This window comes from Streptomyces sp. NBC_01003 (assembly GCF_045162695.1).
In the GTDB taxonomy this organism is placed as follows: Bacteria; Actinomycetota; Actinomycetes; order Streptomycetales; family Streptomycetaceae; genus Streptomyces.
In genome coordinates this window covers 9,989,205-10,006,617 of the sequence record NZ_CP108707.1, presented here as the reverse complement: position 1 = coordinate 10,006,617, position 17,413 = coordinate 9,989,205, and the positions used below count along the sequence as shown (strand labels likewise).

Here is a 17,413-nt window from a genome sequence, read left to right as displayed (position 1 = left end):
GGTCAGGCTCCGTCGTTTCGAACTGCCGCCAATCCTGGGCGGCGGTCCTGGCGGAGGCGGGCTGGGACATGCCCCGGGAGTTCCGGACCAAGTCGGCTCAGTCTGCGTCCGCCAGTACGGAACGCAGTGCTTGCGTGATCGCCGCGTCATCCGCGCCCGGCTTCCGGTCGAGCCGGGAAGGAAAGACTGTGCGTGATCTCCGGCGGTCGGCTTGGCACCACCCGGGGAGCGGCTCGCTCGGTTCGTCCATGAGCCGCCAACCTGGCCACTTTTACCCTCTTTATGAAGTAAAGGAGTTGGCGTAAAGGTGACTTGACGCCTGATGGACAGGGCAAAGTGCTGACCTCGGCACTTGACGGCACCACGCTGTCCTCCCATGAGAGACATGAACAACAGGTGGCGCCGCGGGATCCGCCCTCCCCGGCCTCGGCATACGGTGGCAGCCGCCGCCCTCGTGGCGCTCGTGGCCGGTCTGACCGCCGCCCCCGGCGCCGCTCAGGACCTCGGCCCGCACACCGGGCGAACGGAAGCCGCCGCGCAGACCGGTGCGGCCCGGTCGCCGATCATCTCCCGGCATCAGCTCACCCTGATCACCGGCGACCGCGTCACGCTGGAGACGGACACCTCGGGCAAGCAGAGTGTGTCGGTCGAGCCCTCCGAGGGCCGCGAACGAGTCGCGTTCATCAAGCGCCAGGCCGGTCGCGACTGGACGGTCATACCCGCCGACACGCTCCCGCTGCTCGCGACGGGCCGCCTCGACAAGGCGCTGTTCAACGTCTCCGCCCTGGTCCGGGGCAAGTACGCACAGCGGTCGAGCCTGCCGCTGATCGTCGAGTACGCCGGGGACGCGGGCACCGCCCGGCGACAGCTGACCGCCGCCGGTGCCGACACCGTCCGCCCCATCGGCGGGACCCCCTTCGCGACCCTCGGCGAACACCGTGCGGACGCCGCAGGGTTCTGGAAGGGCATCGCCCCCGGCCGGGCGGACGCCACGTCCTTCGGAGCGGGTGTGCGCCGGGTCTGGCTGGACGGCCACTCCAGGATTCAGCTCGACAGCACGGTGCCGCGCATCGGCGCCCCGCACGCCTGGGAGAAGGGCTACACCGGCACCGGCGTCAAGGTCGCTGTGCTCGACACCGGTTACGACCCCAACCACCCGGACCTCAAGGGCCTCGTCACCGAGTCCGCGAACTTCACCACCGAGCCGAACACCGACGACCTGAACGGTCACGGCACCCATGTGACCTCCACGGCCGCCGGTTCCGGCGCCGCCTCCGACGGCCGCTACAAGGGTGTGGCACCCGGTGTGCAGATCCTGTCCGGCAAGGTGTGCACCGCGGACGGCAACTGCGACAACTCCGACATCGTCGAGGGCCTGGCCTGGGCCGCCCGGCACGGCGCCAAGGTGATCAACCTCAGCCTGGGCGACACGGACACACCGGAGACCGACGCCCTCGAGGCCATGGTCGACACCGTGACCCGTGACTACGGCACGCTGGTCGTGGCCGCGGCCGGCAACAGCGGTCCCGACAAGGTCTCCTCGCCCGCCTCCGACGACCGGGCGCTGGCCGTCGGCGCGGCCGAGGAGGACGACGACCTCGCCGTCTTCAGCTCGGTCGGCCCGCGGGTGGGCGACTCCGGCCTCAAGCCGGACATCATCGCCCCCGGCGTCAACGTCGTCGCCGCGAGGGCGGGCGGCACCACCGCTGACGACGGCTATGTCGCGATGAGCGGCACGTCCATGGCCACGCCCCATGTGACCGGAGCCGCCGCCATCCTGTTCCAGGAGCACCCGGACTGGACGGCGGAGCAGGTCAAGCGTCAGCTGATGCAGTCGGCGACCGGCGCCAAGGAGCACGGCGCCTACTTCCAGGGCGCCGGACGCGTCGACGTCGCCCGGGCGGTCGACCAGGACGTCACCGCCGACACCACCGCACTGGACTTCGGGCTGATCCGCTGGACGGACGGCAAGCGGCCTCCTGTGACCAAGACCATCACCTACCGCAACCCGGGCGCCGCGCCGGTCACCCTTCGGCTGAAGGACAACCCGAGCAGCGGGAAGAAGGACGTGCCCGCTCCCGCCGGCCTGTTCCGGCTCAGCGCCGACACGGTCACCGTGCCCGCGCACGGAACCGCGGCCGTCACCCTCACCGCGACCCCGGAAGCCACCACGACGTACGCCGCCTACAGCGGTGTGGTGACCGCGAGCACCACGGACAACCAGGTGTCGGTGCGCGTCCCGTTCGGCATGGACGTCGAGCAGCCGTCCTACGACCTGCGCATCGCCATGAAGAGCCGCACGGGCGCCGCCCCCGACAACGCCTACCTGCTGGTCAACTCGGCCGACGGCAAGGCGTACGAGGTCGAGGCGCTCGGCAAGAGCAGCACAGTGGTGCGACTGCCGAAGGACACCTACTCGGTGAGCGGCTTCTACTTCGACGCCTCCTTCACCGAGGGCACCATCGTCGGTGTGCCGAAGGTCGTGATGAGCGCCGACCGGCAGGTGACCATCGACGCCCGGAAGGCGAAGCCCGTCACGGTGTCGGCACCGAGCCGCTCCGCGCGCATCATGTCGGCCGAGATCGGCACGATCAGCATGGCCGACCAGCTTCTCTCGGTCACCATGTACAACGCGATCGGCACGGACCACATCGACGGTGTGTACGCGGTGCCGACGGCACAGTACAAGGACTCGAAGTTCACGTACCTCGTCACCAGCGTCTGGGGCGACCCGTCCGGCGCAGACGGGAACCCCGCCTCGGTCTACTACCTCACGCGACCGGTGCACGGCGCCATCCCGGCGGATCCCGCCTACAACCCCCGCAAGTCGGAGCTGGCCAGGGTGAACACCACGTTCGCCGCCACCACGCCGGGAACCACGGCCACGCGCATCGTGTGGACGTACGTCGGCAACGTCCGCTTCAGCGGCCGGGCGATGGAGGGAATTCCGGTCCCGGCCCGGCGTGTCGACTACTTCTCGGCGGCCGACGGCCTGCGCTGGCAGACGGCCTTCGACCAGAACAGCTTCCTCGAACCGGACAAGCACGGACAGAGCTACCTCAGCGACCTGCACGGCTACAAGTCCGGCTCCCAGGTCGAGGAGCGCTGGAACGGCGGGATCCAGGCCGTGGGCCTCTCGTCCCAGATGGCTGCCTTCCGGGAGGGCGACACGATGTACCGGCCCTTCCAGTCGGCCGCGAACGGCAACCTCGACCTGGTGGCCGACACCACGTCCGGCCTGCCCGAGGTGAAGTTGTGGCGCAACGGCGAGCTGGTCTCCCACGACTGGAGCATGAGCGACGTCCCGGCCGACGCCACCCCCGCCGACTACCGTCTGACGGTCGAGCACAACCGTGACATGGCCCCCAGCTCTGTCTCCACGAGTGTGCGGGCGGAATGGCGGTTCCGGTCGCAGACCACGGCGACCCGGCAGGCGCTGCCGCTGTACGCCGTCCGCATGTCGCCGAAGCTGGACGAGTGGAACCGGGCCGAGGCCGGCGGCAAGCTCGACATCCCGGTCCTGATCCAGCGGACGGCCGGCGCCCCGGCGTCGCCCATCCGCGTCTTCACCACCGAGGCCTCCTTCGACGAGGGGAAGACCTGGCAGTCGGTGCGGGTCGAGGGCTCCGGCATGGAGCGCACCGTGACCGTGGAGCACCCGCGCCGCGCCGCGGGCGGCTCGGTCAGCCTGCGTGTCCACGTCGAGGACGCGGCGGGCAACTCCTTCAAGGAGACCGTCATCAAGGGCTACCTGCTCAAGTAGCCGCCTTCGCGGAGCAGCCACGTCCTCGGGTAACTGCTTCCGCGAGTGGCGCAGCCCGGCCGCAGCGGCCGGACGAACGGGGACAGGGCCCGCCGGACACGTCCGGTGGGCCCTGTTCGTGTGCGTTGCGGCGTCCGCCGTACTCTCAGAGCCAGTCGCGGCGGGCCGCGTGCCAGCCCAGCTGCATACGGGTCGCGACGCCCGCCAGGCTCATCAGGCCCTGGATGCGCCGCTGGACGGTGCGCTTGCTGACCCGCAGCTGTCCGGCTATCGCCTCGTCCGTCATGCCGGCGACCATCAAGGAGAGCAGGTGCCGGTCCTCCCCGACCGGCGAGGCGGCATCCGTCGTGCCGGCGCCACCGATCTGGCCCTCCTCGGTCACCCGGAGCGGGGCACCGATCTCCCAGTGGTGTTCGAACAGGGCGATGAGCGCGTCCAGCAGGCTGCTCTCCCGCACCACCGCGGCCCGCAGTTCCCGGGGGTTGCGGGACGTGCCCGAGGCGGCCAGCGGCAGGATGGCCACCGACCGGTCGGCGATCGCCATCCGCAGCGGCAGCAGAGGCACCGCCCGGGCGACCTCTCCGGCGCACACGCCCTTGACGACGTAGTCCACCGCGTCGGGGTCGTCGAAGTACGCCTGCTCGTACAGGGCCCTGTAGAGCACGCCCCGGTCCAGCGCGTCGAACTCCTCCTGATTGCTCTCCGGGGACATGGCCACGTACTGGGCCTTCACGAACCACATCATCTCGCGGCCGGCGCCGTGCTGGAGCTGACGCAGATGCTGGCGCAGTGCCGCCGCGCCAGTGATGATCTCGACGTCCTCGTCCGTGCTCCGGGCCCATGCGCTGCGGCGGTGCGTCTCCGCCAGTTCGTAGACGGCGGCCCGGGTCTGTTCCAGGGCGTCGAAGTGGCGTTGGAGCCGGGGCATAAGGGCCACCTGCGGCGGCACGGCCGTGAACCATTCGGGACTGTCCTCGGCCGCCGACGCCAGGCCCTTGCGCTCCAGCGCGCGCAGCAACAGCCGCGCGGTCACGACGTCGAGGTCCGAGCGGCCGGAGATGTCCTGAGCGGACGCCGTCCCCGTGGCGACCAGAAGGCGGTACACCTCGCTCTCGTCGGCCGTCAGGCCCACCGTCTCCAACATGTCGCCACCTTTCTCAGCATCCGGGCCGGCTCCGCCCGGGTTCGCGTGGGGGAAAACGCGGTCGGCCCGGCGGATGATTCCACCAGACCCTGCGACCAGACACCATGCCGGTTGTCACCGGCGATCTGGTTCACCGTGACGGGGCGGTGCCGTCAGCACATCCGGTGGACCCACGGCGGGGCCGCTCGAGTGTCACAGACTGTGGGCCACGGGGTGGCGAGGCTCGTACAGCGGCAGTTCGGCGCCACTGGGCAGACACACCGCCGTCAGCCTGCCCCAGCACCGTTCGCTGCCCGGGCGGATGATCTCGACGCCCCGCGCACGCAGTTCCCCGAGCTGGGCGTCGAGGTCGTCGCACATCAGACAGAACTCGTGCTGGGGGCGCCCTCGGTGGGGTGTACGGCGATCTCTGCCTGGGGCAGCTTGAAGATCAGCCACCCGCCGCCCGCGTCGACACCGGGGAAGGCGACGACGTCGCGGATGAAGTCGCGGTCGGCCTCCGCGTCCTGGCTGTAGAGGATGACGTGGGCGCCGTTGATCATGCCGGACCTTCGTTTCGCTGAGGTGGGGACCGTTCGGTCTACGGGGTCGTCACAGGGCCCGACTGGTCCCAGCCGGGTACGAGGTCATCACGGTGGACATCGTCCCCGTGGACCCGCCCGCCGCAGGTCCCGCACACCGTGTGGGTGACGGGTTCGTGATCCCGGTGCCGGATCCGGCCGGGCAAGGTGACCTTGTCGTGGCCGGCGAGATCACACAGGTGCTGCACGGCTGGCCGGTGATCGGCGTCCTCCAGTTCGCCGATGCAGCGATCCCGGAACTCCGCGAAGCGCTCCTGGTCGTGGTGGCGCCAGTGGCGCAGGTCCGCCGACGGCGCCACGTCCCGGAGCCATTCGTCCAGGTGGGCCCGTTCTTTGCTCATTCCGCGGGGCCACAGGCGGTCCACGAGCACTCGCTTCCCGTTCTGCGACGAGGTGTCCTCATAGATCCTCTGACAACTGGGATCGCCGCGTGGGCGGGGCCGCCGGCTGCGGTCCCACCCACGGGGTGCTGTCCCAGGTGACCTCCCGGGGTGTGACGTCAGCGCAGGCCGAAGGCCCGGGTGATCGTCTGCGAGACGGTGTTGCCCGCGCTGTCCCGGGCGCCGACCCGGAGGGTGACGAAGTCGGCGGACCTCGGCGCGCGCAGGTTCGTCCGCCATCCGTCGTCGCACCGGCTCAGGTCGGTCCGCTGCCAGGTCGCACCGTCGTCGTACGACACCTCGACCGTCGGCTTCCCGATGGTGGCGGTGGTGCCCGGCAGGTGCGAGGCGGTCACCGTCAGGCCGGCGTGCCGGTCGGCACGGCCGGACTTGTCGGTGTCCACGCCGTAGTCGAGCTGGATGAGCGGCAGGGACACCGCCGCATCGCTGCCGGTGACCGCGGAGGTGAAGTCCCACTCGGTCAGCGTGTGCGTCGAGTACGGGTTGGCCCAGGTGCCGCGGTCGTTGTCGAGGACCAGACGGTAGGGCAGGCGCTCGGCGCCGAGGCCGGGAACCTGCAGGTACTCGGCGTTGCCCCAGTCGAGCTGCTGGTCGCCCTGGTAGAGCGACATCCAATCCTTGACGTCGAAGTTCGCGCCGGCCTCGCCGACGTGGCCGGACCCCGAGTCACCCCAGCCGGGCGCGGTGATGTACATCGTGTCGAGGTAGCGCACCGGCTGGTAGTTGATCGGGCCCATGCGGGGCCGCTGGATCGGGCCGAACCAGCTGACCTTGCCGGTCTTGCGCGCCGGGTAGTTCAGCGGGTCGATCGAGTGCTGCCCGGTCTCGCCCCGGATGAAGGCGTCGTCAAGCCACGTGGTGCCGGCGGTGACCCAGTCGGTGCGCTCGCCCTGGGCGGGCGCGGTGAGCTGGTTGCCGACGGCCCAGCCGCGCCAGACGTCCGGACGGAACTCCATCGCCTTGCCCTGCCGGTAGTTCCGGAAGGAGACATTCACCCGGCCGAGGTCCTTGGACTCCTCACGCCAGGTCGGGTCCGCCGGAACGGCGCCCGTCCAGTGGTGCACGACGTCGTAGACGTAGTCGGTCGTGGGGTGCGAGGTGACCTTCAGCGAGACCGCGCCATGCCGAAGTCGGCCGAGCAGGTCGGCGCCCTGGTCGGCATTGAGCGTCGCCACCGTCACCGGGGCCGGGCTCTCCGGGCTCCAGGGGTTCTCGTCCCAGGGCTGCAGGCGGCCGACGCCGTCGTTGACGACCAGCAGCAGCCGGGCGCCGGCGGCCGCGGCGGCCTCCGCCTGGGCCTTGATCCCTTCCGTGCCGGCGCCGCGCACCACGACGGCCTTGCCGCGCACGTTCTGCCGCGCGAGCTCCTCGGCCGTGCCGTCACCGGCGAAGACCGCCGTCAGGTTCCGGGTACCGGCGGGCAGCGGCGTGGCCGCGCGCTTGACCAGAGGGTCGTTGAAGGTCGTCGACTGCGTGCTCACGGTCAGCGCGGGCTGCTCGAGGCGGAAGCGGGCGCCGGTCTCGAACTCGCCGTCGGTGACCTTCTTGCCGGTCGGGAGCGCCCAGATGCTGTCGTACGACGGGTCCGGCAGCATCGACGTCTCCACCAGGCTGTCGGTGAAGGACCGGTGGGCGTCCAGGCGCGGCGCGACGGCGGTGGTCTGCTGCGGCACGCGCGCCAGGATCCGGCGTGCCTTGCGGCCGTCCAGGGTGACGGTACGGTCCTGGTCCAGCTTCACGTCGTTGAAGGCGAGCAGCACCATGCCGCGCGAGTGCGGGCCTTCGGCGCCCTGCACGTCACCGGTGAGCCAGCCGCTGTAGCTGCCGACGGGCAGCCGCGCCGTGCCGGTGCCGGACGCGTCGAGGTCCATCACCGTGAAGAGGTGCTCGGCGGTCAGGACGACCCGGCCCTCCAGCGGCTTGCCCGAACGGTCCTTGGCGACCACGGTCAGATTCTGCCGCTGGCCCTCGCGGGCCGCGCCGATCAGGGTCCGGGCGCGGACCGCTCCGCTGCTGTCCGTACCGGTGATCATGGCGCTGACCGACTGGTCGCCGACCAACTTGTCCAGATCTGCCGTCAGGGTGACCGTGGCGGTGCCGTGGGCGGGCACGGTGACGTGGTCGGCGGAGAGGTTGAACAACCCTGCCGGGACGGTGCCGTTGACCGCCAGGTTGAGGTTGGCCGGTGCGTCTCCGACGTTGGTGTACGTCACTGTCTGGATGTCGGTCTGCCCCGGCTTCGGCGGCCACGTGTAGAAGCCGGAGTAGGCGCTCGTGGTCGCGAAGACCGTGGTGTGCACGGCCGCCAGCGCGTCGAGCCGGCCGGCGCCCGCCTGGTACGGGGTGTACGCCGGGGTTGCCTTGGCGCTGCTGACCAGCGCCTCCTTGAGCTGGGTGCCCGTCCAGTCGGGGTGCTCTGAGGCGAGGAGCGCGGCGGCACCGGCGACGTGCGGCGTCGCCATCGACGTGCCGCTCATCGTGGTGTAGTAGCCGGAGCCGCGCTTGTAGTGCGAGCGCGCCGCGACGATGTCGACGCCGGGCGCGGTGATCTCCGGCTTCAGCCCGCCGTCGCCGTCACGCGGCCCCTGGCTGGAGAAGTCGGCGAGCGTGTCGGTGGAGTCGACGGCACCGACGGTCAGCGCGGAGTCTGCGGCACCGGGGCTGCTGATGGAGTGCGGGCCGCCGTTGCCCGCCGCGATCACGAACAACGCGCCTGTGTCGTGGCTGAGTTCGTCGACGGCCTGGCTCATCGGTTCGGTCTTGTCACCGCTGCCGCCCAGGCTCATGCTGATGATCCTGGCCTTCTGCTCGCGGGCGGCCCACTCCATGCCCGCGATGATCCATGATTCCTGGCCGCTGCCCTCGGAGTTGAGCACCTTGCCGACGGCCAGCCGGGCGCCGGAGGCGACACCCCGCTCCTTGCCGTCGGAGGCACTGCCCGTGCCGACGATGGTCGAGGCGACGTGCGTACCGTGGCCGTTGTAGTCGGCGATGTCGTCCTCGCCGGGGACGAAGCTGGCGCTGTCGGACACCTGCCCGACCAGGTCCGGGTGTTCGGTGTCCGCGCCGCTGTCGAGCATCGCGACCTTCACGCCCTGGCCGGTGTCGCCCTCCGCCCATACCTTCTGCGCGCCGATCTGGGCGGTGGAGTCGGCCAGGTCGGCCTTCACCTTGCCGTCGAGCCACACGTGGGCGACGCCGCCCGCGAAGGACGGCTTCGCGGACCGGGCCGCCGCGCCGGAACCCCCGGTGAGCGAGGACCAGAACTCCGGTGCCTGCTTGTGGTTCTGCGCGAGGGCCGCGCCCTGGATGCTGTCCAGGCGGCGGACGTCGGTCGAGCCGGCCATCTTCGTCCGGGTGCGGGCCTTGGCGGCGGCTCCGGTGTAGCGCACGATCAGCGGCAGCCGGGAGCTGTGCGCGTCGTCGTAGCCCTCGCTGATCAGCCGCGTCACGTTGAAGAGCTGCTTGTCGAGTTTGCCGGCGCTCACGTACGGCAGGGCGGCGTCGGGGTAGACATAGGTGGCGCCGTCCACGACAGCGCGGTGGAAGCCGGTGGTGGCTCCGCTCGCGGCCTGGAAGGAGCGCACGACGGTGCCGTCGGCGGCGGTCCCGATGGTGACCTTGTCACCCGTGATCAGGGTGACGGTGTGCGTGCCGGCATCGCCGGGGGTTTGGTGTCCGGCGTCGTTGTGCGACACCTCACCGGCGGAGTACGCGGACACAGCGGCAGTCGCCGGTATGACGCCGAGTGTTAGCGCGGCCGCCACGGCGAGGGCGATCGGCCCGGGCCGGGGGATGGGGACCTTGGGCAAGGAAGACTCCTGAGACGCGGCGAAGAGCGAAAGATCACTGGATCTTCCGGCCTCCCCGGCCGTCGTTCAAGGGGTCGCACATGTCGCCCTTGCGCCATGGCACAGTTGCGCCGCGAGCAGACGGGGTGCCCAACATGTCTATCCCTGCGAAACGTTGCGGAACGCCATGTACGCACGCTGTCGGAGATCGAACTGGCCGATCAACGCCACGGCTCCTGCCGCGCCAAGCCATCGGTCGAGACCTTGCTTCTTACACCGAACGGCTGGTGCAGCAGCATCCTGCACTGCGCCCACCACGACGCCCGGTGGGAGCACCACCTGTCCCCCGAGGAGCTGCGCTCGATCGTTCAGCGCGCCATCGACACAGCTCTTCGGGCAGACCTTGAAAAGCAGGGGCAGCCCGCATGACCAGACGTCAGAAGATCACTCCCCGGGCCCCGCGCGCCCCGTCACCCATCGCCTGACGACGAGTCCGTCCTCCGTACGAGGAAGGTCGTCGATGAGGTGTTCCGTAAGAGCGTCAAGTCGGGCTCAGATACGGAAGACTGACGCCATGCGAGACACCGTCGCAGTCGCCTTGATCACGGCGCTCTCCACACTCTTCGCGGCTGGCTTGACCGGGGCCATCACCCTCCGGTTGCAGCGTCGGCAGGCTGCGGCTGCGCGAGTGCGTGCCCGTGAGGAGGCACGTCGTGCGGCGTATGCCGACTTGCTCTCCGCTTCGACAGAAACATGGTTCGCGATCGACGCGATGTGGAGGCTTATACCGCCGCAAAACGGGGACGCCCCGATGCACCCGGAGGCCGGCGAAGTCCTATCGGCTCTCAAGCGACTCGACCACGCCCTCCACGTCGCCTGCCTGCACGGCCCGTCGTCCATCGATACGGAGGCAGCAGAACTCTACTTCTACGCAAATAAGGAGTTCGGGACCATCATGCAGGTGCTGGACGGCAACATCGGCGACAGCCGCAGGGCTGTACAACTGTGCGATCCGGAGCTTGGCCCTAATCCCATGATGCGCTTGGTCAAGCGAACCGCCTTCACCGGCGCAGCCCGACAAGCGATCGAGAACGCGTCCTGACGGCCCAGCGACACGCATCGGGCCAGTTCGTGTTTGGTGGCTGCCGTGCCTTGTCCGTGGCCTAGCCCGCTGACCTGCTGGCGTGCCGCATCTTGCGGTTCACCTCATAGTGCAGCCGATATGAAGCGGACCGTGAGACTGAGCCTTTTCCAACCTGCTGCAAGGCGCACCGCGGTCGCCGCGAGCGCGGTGCTCGACTGTTTCATTCATCCACCTTCGGTATCCAGCCGCTCCGCGGACTGGAGCAGATACTCGGGCAGTTTTGAACTGGCCGCCAATACCTCGATGCCGATGAGGCGGCCCTGCTCGTCGAAGTCGAGGTTGATCATGGCGTCAACGTCCACCGGATCGCAGGGATACATACGCGCGGACTTCACGCGGGCTTGCGGTTCGGTGAGGTACACGTACGCTGCGTCCACCGTCTTGTCGTAGGTGACTCTGACGTCTGCCACGGTGAACGGGCTCCCTTGCTGTCGTTGATGGCGGCGCTGTCCTTGTCCATGCCTCCAGCCGCAGCGACCTCAGGCTGCCGTGGCGAGGTGCACGGCCAGGACAGCCGTGACGATGTCGGTGATGCGGGCGGTGCTGCAACGCAGTTTGCGCAGGAGCCGCCAACTCTTCAGGGTGGCATTGGCCTGTTCTCCGGCGCCTCGGATCCTGGCGTGGGAGGAGTTCACCGCCGCTTCCCGGCTGGGAGCGTGCTCCAACGGCCCCGGTAAGACACCCGGATCGTGCCCGAGCTCCTTGATATCCCTTGTCTGCCCACGTCCGGAGCCGGCTTGGGTGAGCGCTTCGATGATGCCGTGCGTGCGGCCTTGATGTCGTGAACGGCACCTGACAGCGCGGGTGAGGTCCACAGCATGCGTCCGAACGCATCGGCGATGACCTGGACGTTCATGCCGTGGCGCTTGTGCTTGCCGGAGTAGTAGGGGCGGTCGGTGGCGATGCGGTCGATGGACAGCAGGGTGCCGTCCAGGATCACGAACGCCTTGTTGGCGGCGACGGTCATGGCCTGCTGGAGGGTGGGGGCGAGGGCGGGCAGGACCTCAACCGCCTCGGCGATGTACCGGCAGACGGTGGCCGGCCCGATCCCGAAGCCGGCCGCGAGCTGGGCGTACGTGTGCCCGCAGCGCAGGTGGGCCAAGGCGAGCAGGGCCTGTCGGTCCGCGGTCAGGCGGCGCCAGCAGGTCGGACAGGTAGCGCAGGGTCGAGCTGGACAGATGGATCCCCGATGGGTAGACAAGCACGTGAAGCTCCGGGCGGTCAGCTTGATCTTGGTCGACAACCCATCCACCATGAGCTTCATCTTTTCCTCAACGCCGCCCTGGACCAATCGGCTTGCTGCACAGCCAGGTTCGAAAAGCCTCACTGAGCGTCGTTGTGCGGGCGGTCAGCCACGACGCCTGGTCACATGTCCGGTAGAAGAAGCCAGACTTCAGAAAAGGCGAGGCGGTGCTCGTGGGTCACCACCCCGCACGGGCAGCCCAGCGAGATCAGGCGCCAGTCGCAGGTCACGGTCCACGGGCCGGCCATACCCCCGCATGCCGGGCAGGCGACGGTCTCGGCCGTCCACACCCCAAAAGCGGGTCTGCCATAACGACGGAAGCGGCCCGCGTACCGGACCTGCCAGGGTTCGACCGGGGGCGTGAGCGGGACGGTCCCGGGCAGGCTTGTCGAGGCCAGCACGGCGAACAGTGCGATCAAATCGGGGAGCAGGGCCTCGCCAGCCTCTGTCGGTGGCACGGTCGTGCCGTCTGCCGTCCCCGCCGGGGTCCCGTATCTCGGGGCCGCCGCTGCGCCCGGAGGGTTCGGGGTGGCGTGCCAAGGCAGGAAAGCGCGGGCGACTGCGGCCAAGAGGGCGGCTGTGGGCGGGCTGACGGTGCCTGCGTCGAGGTGGTGGAGGGTAGTACGCAGGAGGCGTTGGAGTCGCCGGTCGCGGTCCGTGGCCAGCGTCCGTGCGGTCGCTGCCCGCCGGGCCGGGAGCGGGGCCGCGAGGCGGTCCAGGACGGCCGCTGCCGCTTGGGAGTCCGCCGCGGCAGGGCGCCACTCCCCGGCGGCCAGGAGCTGCCGTGCCTGCCCGGCCTCACGGGTCAGGGCGCGCGTCTGCAGCGGCCGTGGGCTGAAGGCTGCCCCGTGAGTCTCGTGCCCGCTCGCCATGACCCCTCTCCCTCTTCCCTCGTTCCTGCAGCTGTCGCGACGCAACCGCGTGGCGCCGGTGGGCATCCCATCACACAAGCGGATTGGGTCTCTTGGAGCCGCTGGGGGTTCGCGTCAAGCTGCCGGTCTCGTCCAGGCCGTCCCCTGCCTGCATCCGGCCAGCTCAGCATGCCCATCGCGAACATGACCCGCTGCCTCACCACCCCGAGTCCGACCTGGCGCGACACCCTCGGACTGGCCACATGAACGTCAACGAACTCCTGGCAGACCTCCAGGCCCAGCACGACGAGACCACCGCCCGGGCCGGTGAACTACACGACCAGATAGAGCGCTTGACCTCCGCCCTGGCCAAAACCGAAGGACGGCTTGCCGATCTGGCCACTGCCCGAAAGGTCATCGCAGAAGTCGCACCGGCAGGAACCGAACCGCCTGAGTTGACCACCGCCTACCAGGCCATCGTGAACGCCCTTCAACACCCACCCCGACCAGGCGTTCCGGGTCCGTGAGCTGCACGAGCTCCTCGGCATGCCCACCGACGACCCAGCCATGAACGTCACCCGCAGCCACCTCGGACGCCTCACCCGTCAAGGCTTCCTCACTCAGCCTGGACGCGGCCGCTACCAGAAACGGACTTAAAGCCGCTCTTTGCGGGCCGGTATCGGCACGGCCGCCGGCCGCCACTCTCGCCTGATCAACCCGAACACCCACGAGTCGGATACCTCGCCGTTCACGACGCAATCTTCCCGCAACGTCCCTTCACGCATGAATCCGACCTTCTCCAGGACCCGGGCAGATGCCACGTTGCGCGTATCGGTCTCGGCCTGAACTCGATTCAGGTCCAGTGTGTCGAATGCCCACTGCAGCACGGCGTGCGCGGCCTCCGTCGCGTAGCCGTGGCCCCACATCGCTTCGTCGAGGACGTAGCCCAACGACGCGCTGCGGTAGTCCGGGTTCCATCCGGTCAGACCGCACCAGCCGACGAAGGCTCCGTCAGAAGCACGGTCGATGGCCACCCGCGCCCCGGTGTCTTCGTCCGCCATCGTCCGGCACATCGCGATGAAACGCTCGGCGCGGGCCCGGTCGGTCCACGGCGGGGAGTCCCAGTAGCGCATCACGTGGGTGCTGCTGTGCAGCGCGAACAGGGGGTCCGCGTCGGCGTCGGTGAAGGGTCGCAGTCGCAGACGAGCGGTGTGCAGTATGGGGGTGGCCAAAGTCATGCGCACCATCTTGTGTCCTCATGGGGCGGGCAGAACACCGAATATCCGATCACGGTCCGGCCCTCACGGCCAAGGCACCGCCTACCAGCAGATCGTGCATGCCTTCAACCAGCACCCCCGACCAGACATTCAGGGTCTGCGAACGGCACGACTACTCGGCCTGCCCACCGACGGCCCAGACATGAACGTCACACGCAGCTGCCTCGGACGCCAAGGCTTCCCCACCCAACCGCTCAAGGCCACTACTAGAAACGGACTTAACGACCTCGCAGAGCACTAGTAGGACTCCGTTAGGTCGCTCTGGATCTTGGGTTCTGGCTGGCGGTGGATGTTCTGGGCAAGGGGCGGTGGCAGGTGGTGCAGGTGCCGGTCCAGCAGTTCAGCAGGTCCTGGATGGCGTCGAGGATCTGGTAGAGGCTGAGTCCGCTGTATCGGCTTTTGGGGCCAGGCGCTGTTCGGTGAGGAACGCGTGGGCGGCGGTGACCAGGGTGACGTGGTGATGCCACCCGGCCCAGGAACGTCCCTCGAAGTGGTCCAGGCCGAGGCCGTGCTTGAGTTCCCGGTAGTCGTGCTCGATGCGCCAGCGGATCTTGGCCAGGCGGACCAGTTCAGCAAGCGGGGCGTCGGCGGGCAGGCTGGACAGCCAGTAGCCGGTGGGTTCTTGGGCGTCCTCGGGCCATTCGACCAGCAGCGTCACTTCGGGCAGAACACCGTCCCAGTAGCCGTGTTCGGCGGTGGCGGCGGCCTGGGCCAGACGGCGGGCCCTGACCCCGGCCGGCCGCACCCGCAGCGCCACAAAGCGCGAGCGCATCGGCCCGCGGGAGCCTTCCCGCCAGGTCACCTCGGTGAACGCCTGCCGCCCATGGCCGGCCGCCAGCGCGGCCACCGAGGACGCCTTGTCACGGTAGCGGGGCTGCGGCTTGCGGCCGTTGCCGGACCACGCCGGGGCGGTGGGCTGCGCGTCGTGCGGATGGACGGTCACGTCCGAACGGACCGCCACGACATATTTGATGCCCCGCTCGCTCAGGCCGTCGCGGAAGTCGGCGTTCTGCCCGTAGCCGGCGTCGGCCACCACCACCGGCGGCACCAGCCCCCACCCGGCCAGCTCGTCGAAGGTGTCCAGGGCCAGCCGCCACTTCTCCCAGTGCCCGGCCTCCTGCGGTATCCCGGTCTTCTGCCGCCGTCCGGCATCGTCCGCCCACTCCTGGGGCACGAACAACCGCCACTGCAGCGGACAGGACGCGACATCGGAGACCGCGTGCACACTCACCGCGACCTGACAGTTCGCCTGCTTGCCCAGAGCCCCGCAGTACTGGTGCGCGACAGCGACCGACATCCGTTCGTCCTTGGGAAACGACACATCATCGACCGCCCAGGCATCCGGGCCGATCAGCGGCACCAACCGCTCGGCGATCCGCCGCCGCACCGGCACCGGATCCCAGGTCGACTGGTTCACGAACTGCTGCAGGTTCTGTTCATTGCCGTCCGGCAGCCGCTCCGCCATGGCCTGGATGGACTTGCGGCGACCGTCCGTCATCAGTCCCCGCAGATAGCAGTCACCCTTCGCCCGCTGATCCTTGCGCGGCACCGACGCGAACACATCAGCCACGAATAACGCCAACTTCGCCCGAGCACGGTTCACTTCATGTGCGTCCACACACTCACCATGCTCCTGAACACGACCGACCGAAAGACCTAACGGAGTCCTACTAGTACTGCAACGGTCTTTGCCGTGACTGGTGGGCAGTTTCGGGTGGTGTGTGGCCGCGTTGTTTGTAGTGGCTGGCACGGGCTTGGAACTGGCGTTGTCGGCGCCAGTGTGACCAGTGCAGGACGTGGCCGATGGAGGCCGGGCAGCGGTGCGTGAGGCGGGTGATCAGGCGTCGGATTTCGGGGAGGGTGAGAGGGATGAGCTGGGAGGATCCGTTTCTGCTTTCCCTGCATCGAGTGCGCGGGCCCGCAGGACGGTGAGGCAGGCGTGGGCGGCCATGGCGAGGGTGATGTGGCGGTGCCAGCCGGGATAGCGGCGGACCTGGTAGTCGTCCAGGCCGCATTCCTGCTTGGCGGTTTGGAAGCATTCCTCGACCGCCCAGCGGCTGCCAGCGACGCGGATGAGCTCGTCGAGTGTGGTGTCTGCTGGGCAGTAGGCGATGTAGTAAGAGATCTCCTGGGGCCGGCTGACACTGCGGCGGGCCATCACGTAGTGCCGACGGTCTTCGCGGTGCCAGGGCCGGACCTCGACCCTCGCCCAGTCGTAGACGCGTGGTCCGTGGGCACCGTTGCCACAGGAGCGGCGTTTCCACTTCTGCCTGGGAAGTCCGGGAAACAGGTCGTGGACAGGATGATCGATGGCCCAGCGGGTGACGACGGTGTCGTGGCGGGTGGTGGCCATGACGTGGAAAACATCGGCCCGCTCGAGCTCGGTCCGCCAGCCCTTGGAGAAGCCGTAAGCGGCGTCCGCGGTCACCCACCGGAACGGGATCTTCTCGGTGATCGCCCGGCGGACCATCGCCTTGGCAATGACCACTTTCGTTTCGAAGGCGACCGTGTCCTCGATGCCTGCGGCCCGACAGCGTTCGCGGTCATCGGTCCATGACGTGGGCAGATACAACCGGCGGTCGATCAGCGTGCGGCCGCGAGCGCTGGCATAGGCGAGGAAGACACCGACCTGGCAATTCTCCGTCCGCCCCGCCGTCCCGGAATATTGGCGCTGGACCCCGGCCGAACGGACACCCTTCTTCAGGAAGCCGGTGTCATCCACGATCAGGACGGCCTCCGGGTCGCCGAGATGCTCGACGACATAGTCGCGGACGTCGTCGAGGACCTCGTCCGCGTCCCAGTCACACCGGTTCAGCAGCCGATGCATCCGGTCGGGAGCCGCGTGACCGGCCTCCTCGGCCAGCGTCCAGCCGTTCTTCCGCTCCAACGGAGATATCAGCCCCCGCATATACGCCAGGGCCGACTCCCGCGGCTCCGACCGAGCAAACCGGTGCACAAAACACTCATGCACCTCACCCAGACCCGACGCCCACGTCCTCACATCACCCAACACCCCACCCATGACCAGACCAACGACCACCCTGGCAACCAGTCACGCCAAAGACCGTTGCAGTACTAGGGTCTGTTTCTCGGATCAGGTGCGGAGCCAGAGTACGAGGGACCCTTCGCCTGAGGAACTGCGACGAGTTGGGCATTTCCCCAGGTCAGACGCCATCGGCTAACACAACATCAAGGCCCTTGCGACGTCCGCCAGAAGA

At 69.0% G+C, this 17,413-nt stretch carries 14 protein-coding genes and 1 pseudogene; 4 read left to right on the top strand and 11 right to left on the bottom strand.

All coding sequences use genetic code 11. The annotated features are described in order from the left end of the window. Positions 1–385 precede the first annotated feature (385 nt). Entirely contained in the window at positions 386–3,763 is a 3,378-nt protein-coding gene (locus OG698_RS46165) for a S8 family peptidase (protein ID WP_406110320.1), read from the top strand. Positions 3,764–3,908: 145 nt separating this feature from the next. On the opposite strand, the gene OG698_RS46160 is transcribed toward OG698_RS46165, so the two are convergent. The 5 genes from OG698_RS46160 to OG698_RS46140 all read right to left on the bottom strand — a co-directional run bounded on the left by OG698_RS46160 (position 3,909) and on the right by OG698_RS46140 (position 9,701). Continuing rightward, the gene (locus tag OG698_RS46160; RefSeq protein ID WP_406110318.1) at positions 3,909–4,907 is read right to left on the bottom strand and encodes a helix-turn-helix domain-containing protein; all 999 of its coding nucleotides are present in this window, start codon (positions 4,905–4,907) and stop codon (positions 3,909–3,911) included. A 192-nt stretch (positions 4,908–5,099) separates the two neighbouring features. Further along, on the bottom strand, positions 5,100–5,267 hold the full coding sequence (locus tag OG698_RS46155; RefSeq protein WP_406110316.1) for a VOC family protein: 168 nt from the start codon (positions 5,265–5,267) through the stop codon (positions 5,100–5,102). Beyond that, complete coding sequence (locus OG698_RS46150; protein ID WP_406110314.1) at positions 5,267–5,449, bottom strand: hypothetical protein; 183 nt, start codon at positions 5,447–5,449, stop codon at positions 5,267–5,269. The genes OG698_RS46155 and OG698_RS46150 overlap by 1 nt, the downstream gene beginning before the upstream one ends. A 38-nt stretch (positions 5,450–5,487) precedes the next feature. Beyond that, positions 5,488–5,895 (bottom strand): DUF488 domain-containing protein, encoded by a 408-nt coding sequence (locus OG698_RS46145; RefSeq protein WP_406111664.1) that lies wholly within the window; start codon positions 5,893–5,895, stop codon positions 5,488–5,490. A gap of 92 nt (positions 5,896–5,987) precedes the next feature. After that, a complete protein-coding gene (locus tag OG698_RS46140) occupies positions 5,988–9,701 on the bottom strand; it encodes a S8 family serine peptidase (protein WP_406110312.1) in 3,714 nt (1,237 codons plus the stop codon). Between the two features lie 96 nt (positions 9,702–9,797). Between OG698_RS46140 and OG698_RS46135 the strand changes: the two genes are divergently transcribed. Together OG698_RS46135 and OG698_RS46130 are read left to right on the top strand one after the other, a co-directional pair. Beyond that, positions 9,798–10,109 (top strand): hypothetical protein, encoded by a 312-nt coding sequence (locus OG698_RS46135; protein WP_406110310.1) that lies wholly within the window; start codon positions 9,798–9,800, stop codon positions 10,107–10,109. 145 nt (positions 10,110–10,254) lie between these two features. Next, complete coding sequence (locus tag OG698_RS46130; protein ID WP_406110308.1) at positions 10,255–10,782, top strand: hypothetical protein; 528 nt, start codon at positions 10,255–10,257, stop codon at positions 10,780–10,782. A gap of 206 nt (positions 10,783–10,988) precedes the next feature. Here OG698_RS46130 and OG698_RS46125 read toward each other — a convergent pair whose 3' ends face one another. The 3 genes and pseudogenes from OG698_RS46125 to OG698_RS46115 form a co-directional block, all read right to left on the bottom strand. Further along, the gene (locus tag OG698_RS46125; protein WP_406110306.1) at positions 10,989–11,234 is read right to left on the bottom strand and encodes a DUF2283 domain-containing protein; all 246 of its coding nucleotides are present in this window, start codon (positions 11,232–11,234) and stop codon (positions 10,989–10,991) included. A gap of 69 nt (positions 11,235–11,303) precedes the next feature. After that, positions 11,304–12,029 (bottom strand): annotated as a pseudogene (locus OG698_RS46120) (transposase family protein). A gap of 160 nt (positions 12,030–12,189) precedes the next feature. Next, positions 12,190–12,939 (bottom strand): hypothetical protein, encoded by a 750-nt coding sequence (locus OG698_RS46115; RefSeq protein WP_406110304.1) that lies wholly within the window; start codon positions 12,937–12,939, stop codon positions 12,190–12,192. Between the two features lie 242 nt (positions 12,940–13,181). Here OG698_RS46115 and OG698_RS46110 point away from each other — a divergent pair, with 242 nt between their 5' ends. After that, on the top strand, positions 13,182–13,445 hold the full coding sequence (locus tag OG698_RS46110; protein WP_406110302.1) for a hypothetical protein: 264 nt from the start codon (positions 13,182–13,184) through the stop codon (positions 13,443–13,445). Positions 13,446–13,571: 126 nt separating this feature from the next. Here the strand turns inward: OG698_RS46110 and OG698_RS46105 are convergent, their stop codons facing one another. The 3 genes from OG698_RS46105 to OG698_RS46095 form a co-directional block, all read right to left on the bottom strand. After that, positions 13,572–14,156 carry a GNAT family N-acetyltransferase gene (locus OG698_RS46105; RefSeq protein ID WP_406111662.1) on the bottom strand — a complete coding sequence of 195 codons (585 nt, stop codon included), beginning with the start codon at positions 14,154–14,156 and terminating at the stop codon, positions 13,572–13,574. A gap of 379 nt (positions 14,157–14,535) precedes the next feature. Then, positions 14,536–15,813: an IS701 family transposase gene (locus tag OG698_RS46100; RefSeq protein WP_406110300.1), complete on the bottom strand. Its 1,278-nt coding sequence runs from the start codon at positions 15,811–15,813 to the stop codon at positions 14,536–14,538. A gap of 219 nt (positions 15,814–16,032) precedes the next feature. Then, positions 16,033–17,217, bottom strand: coding sequence for an IS701 family transposase (locus OG698_RS46095; RefSeq protein ID WP_406110298.1), 1,185 nt, complete (start codon positions 17,215–17,217; stop codon positions 16,033–16,035). Positions 17,218–17,413: the final 196 nt, after the last annotated feature.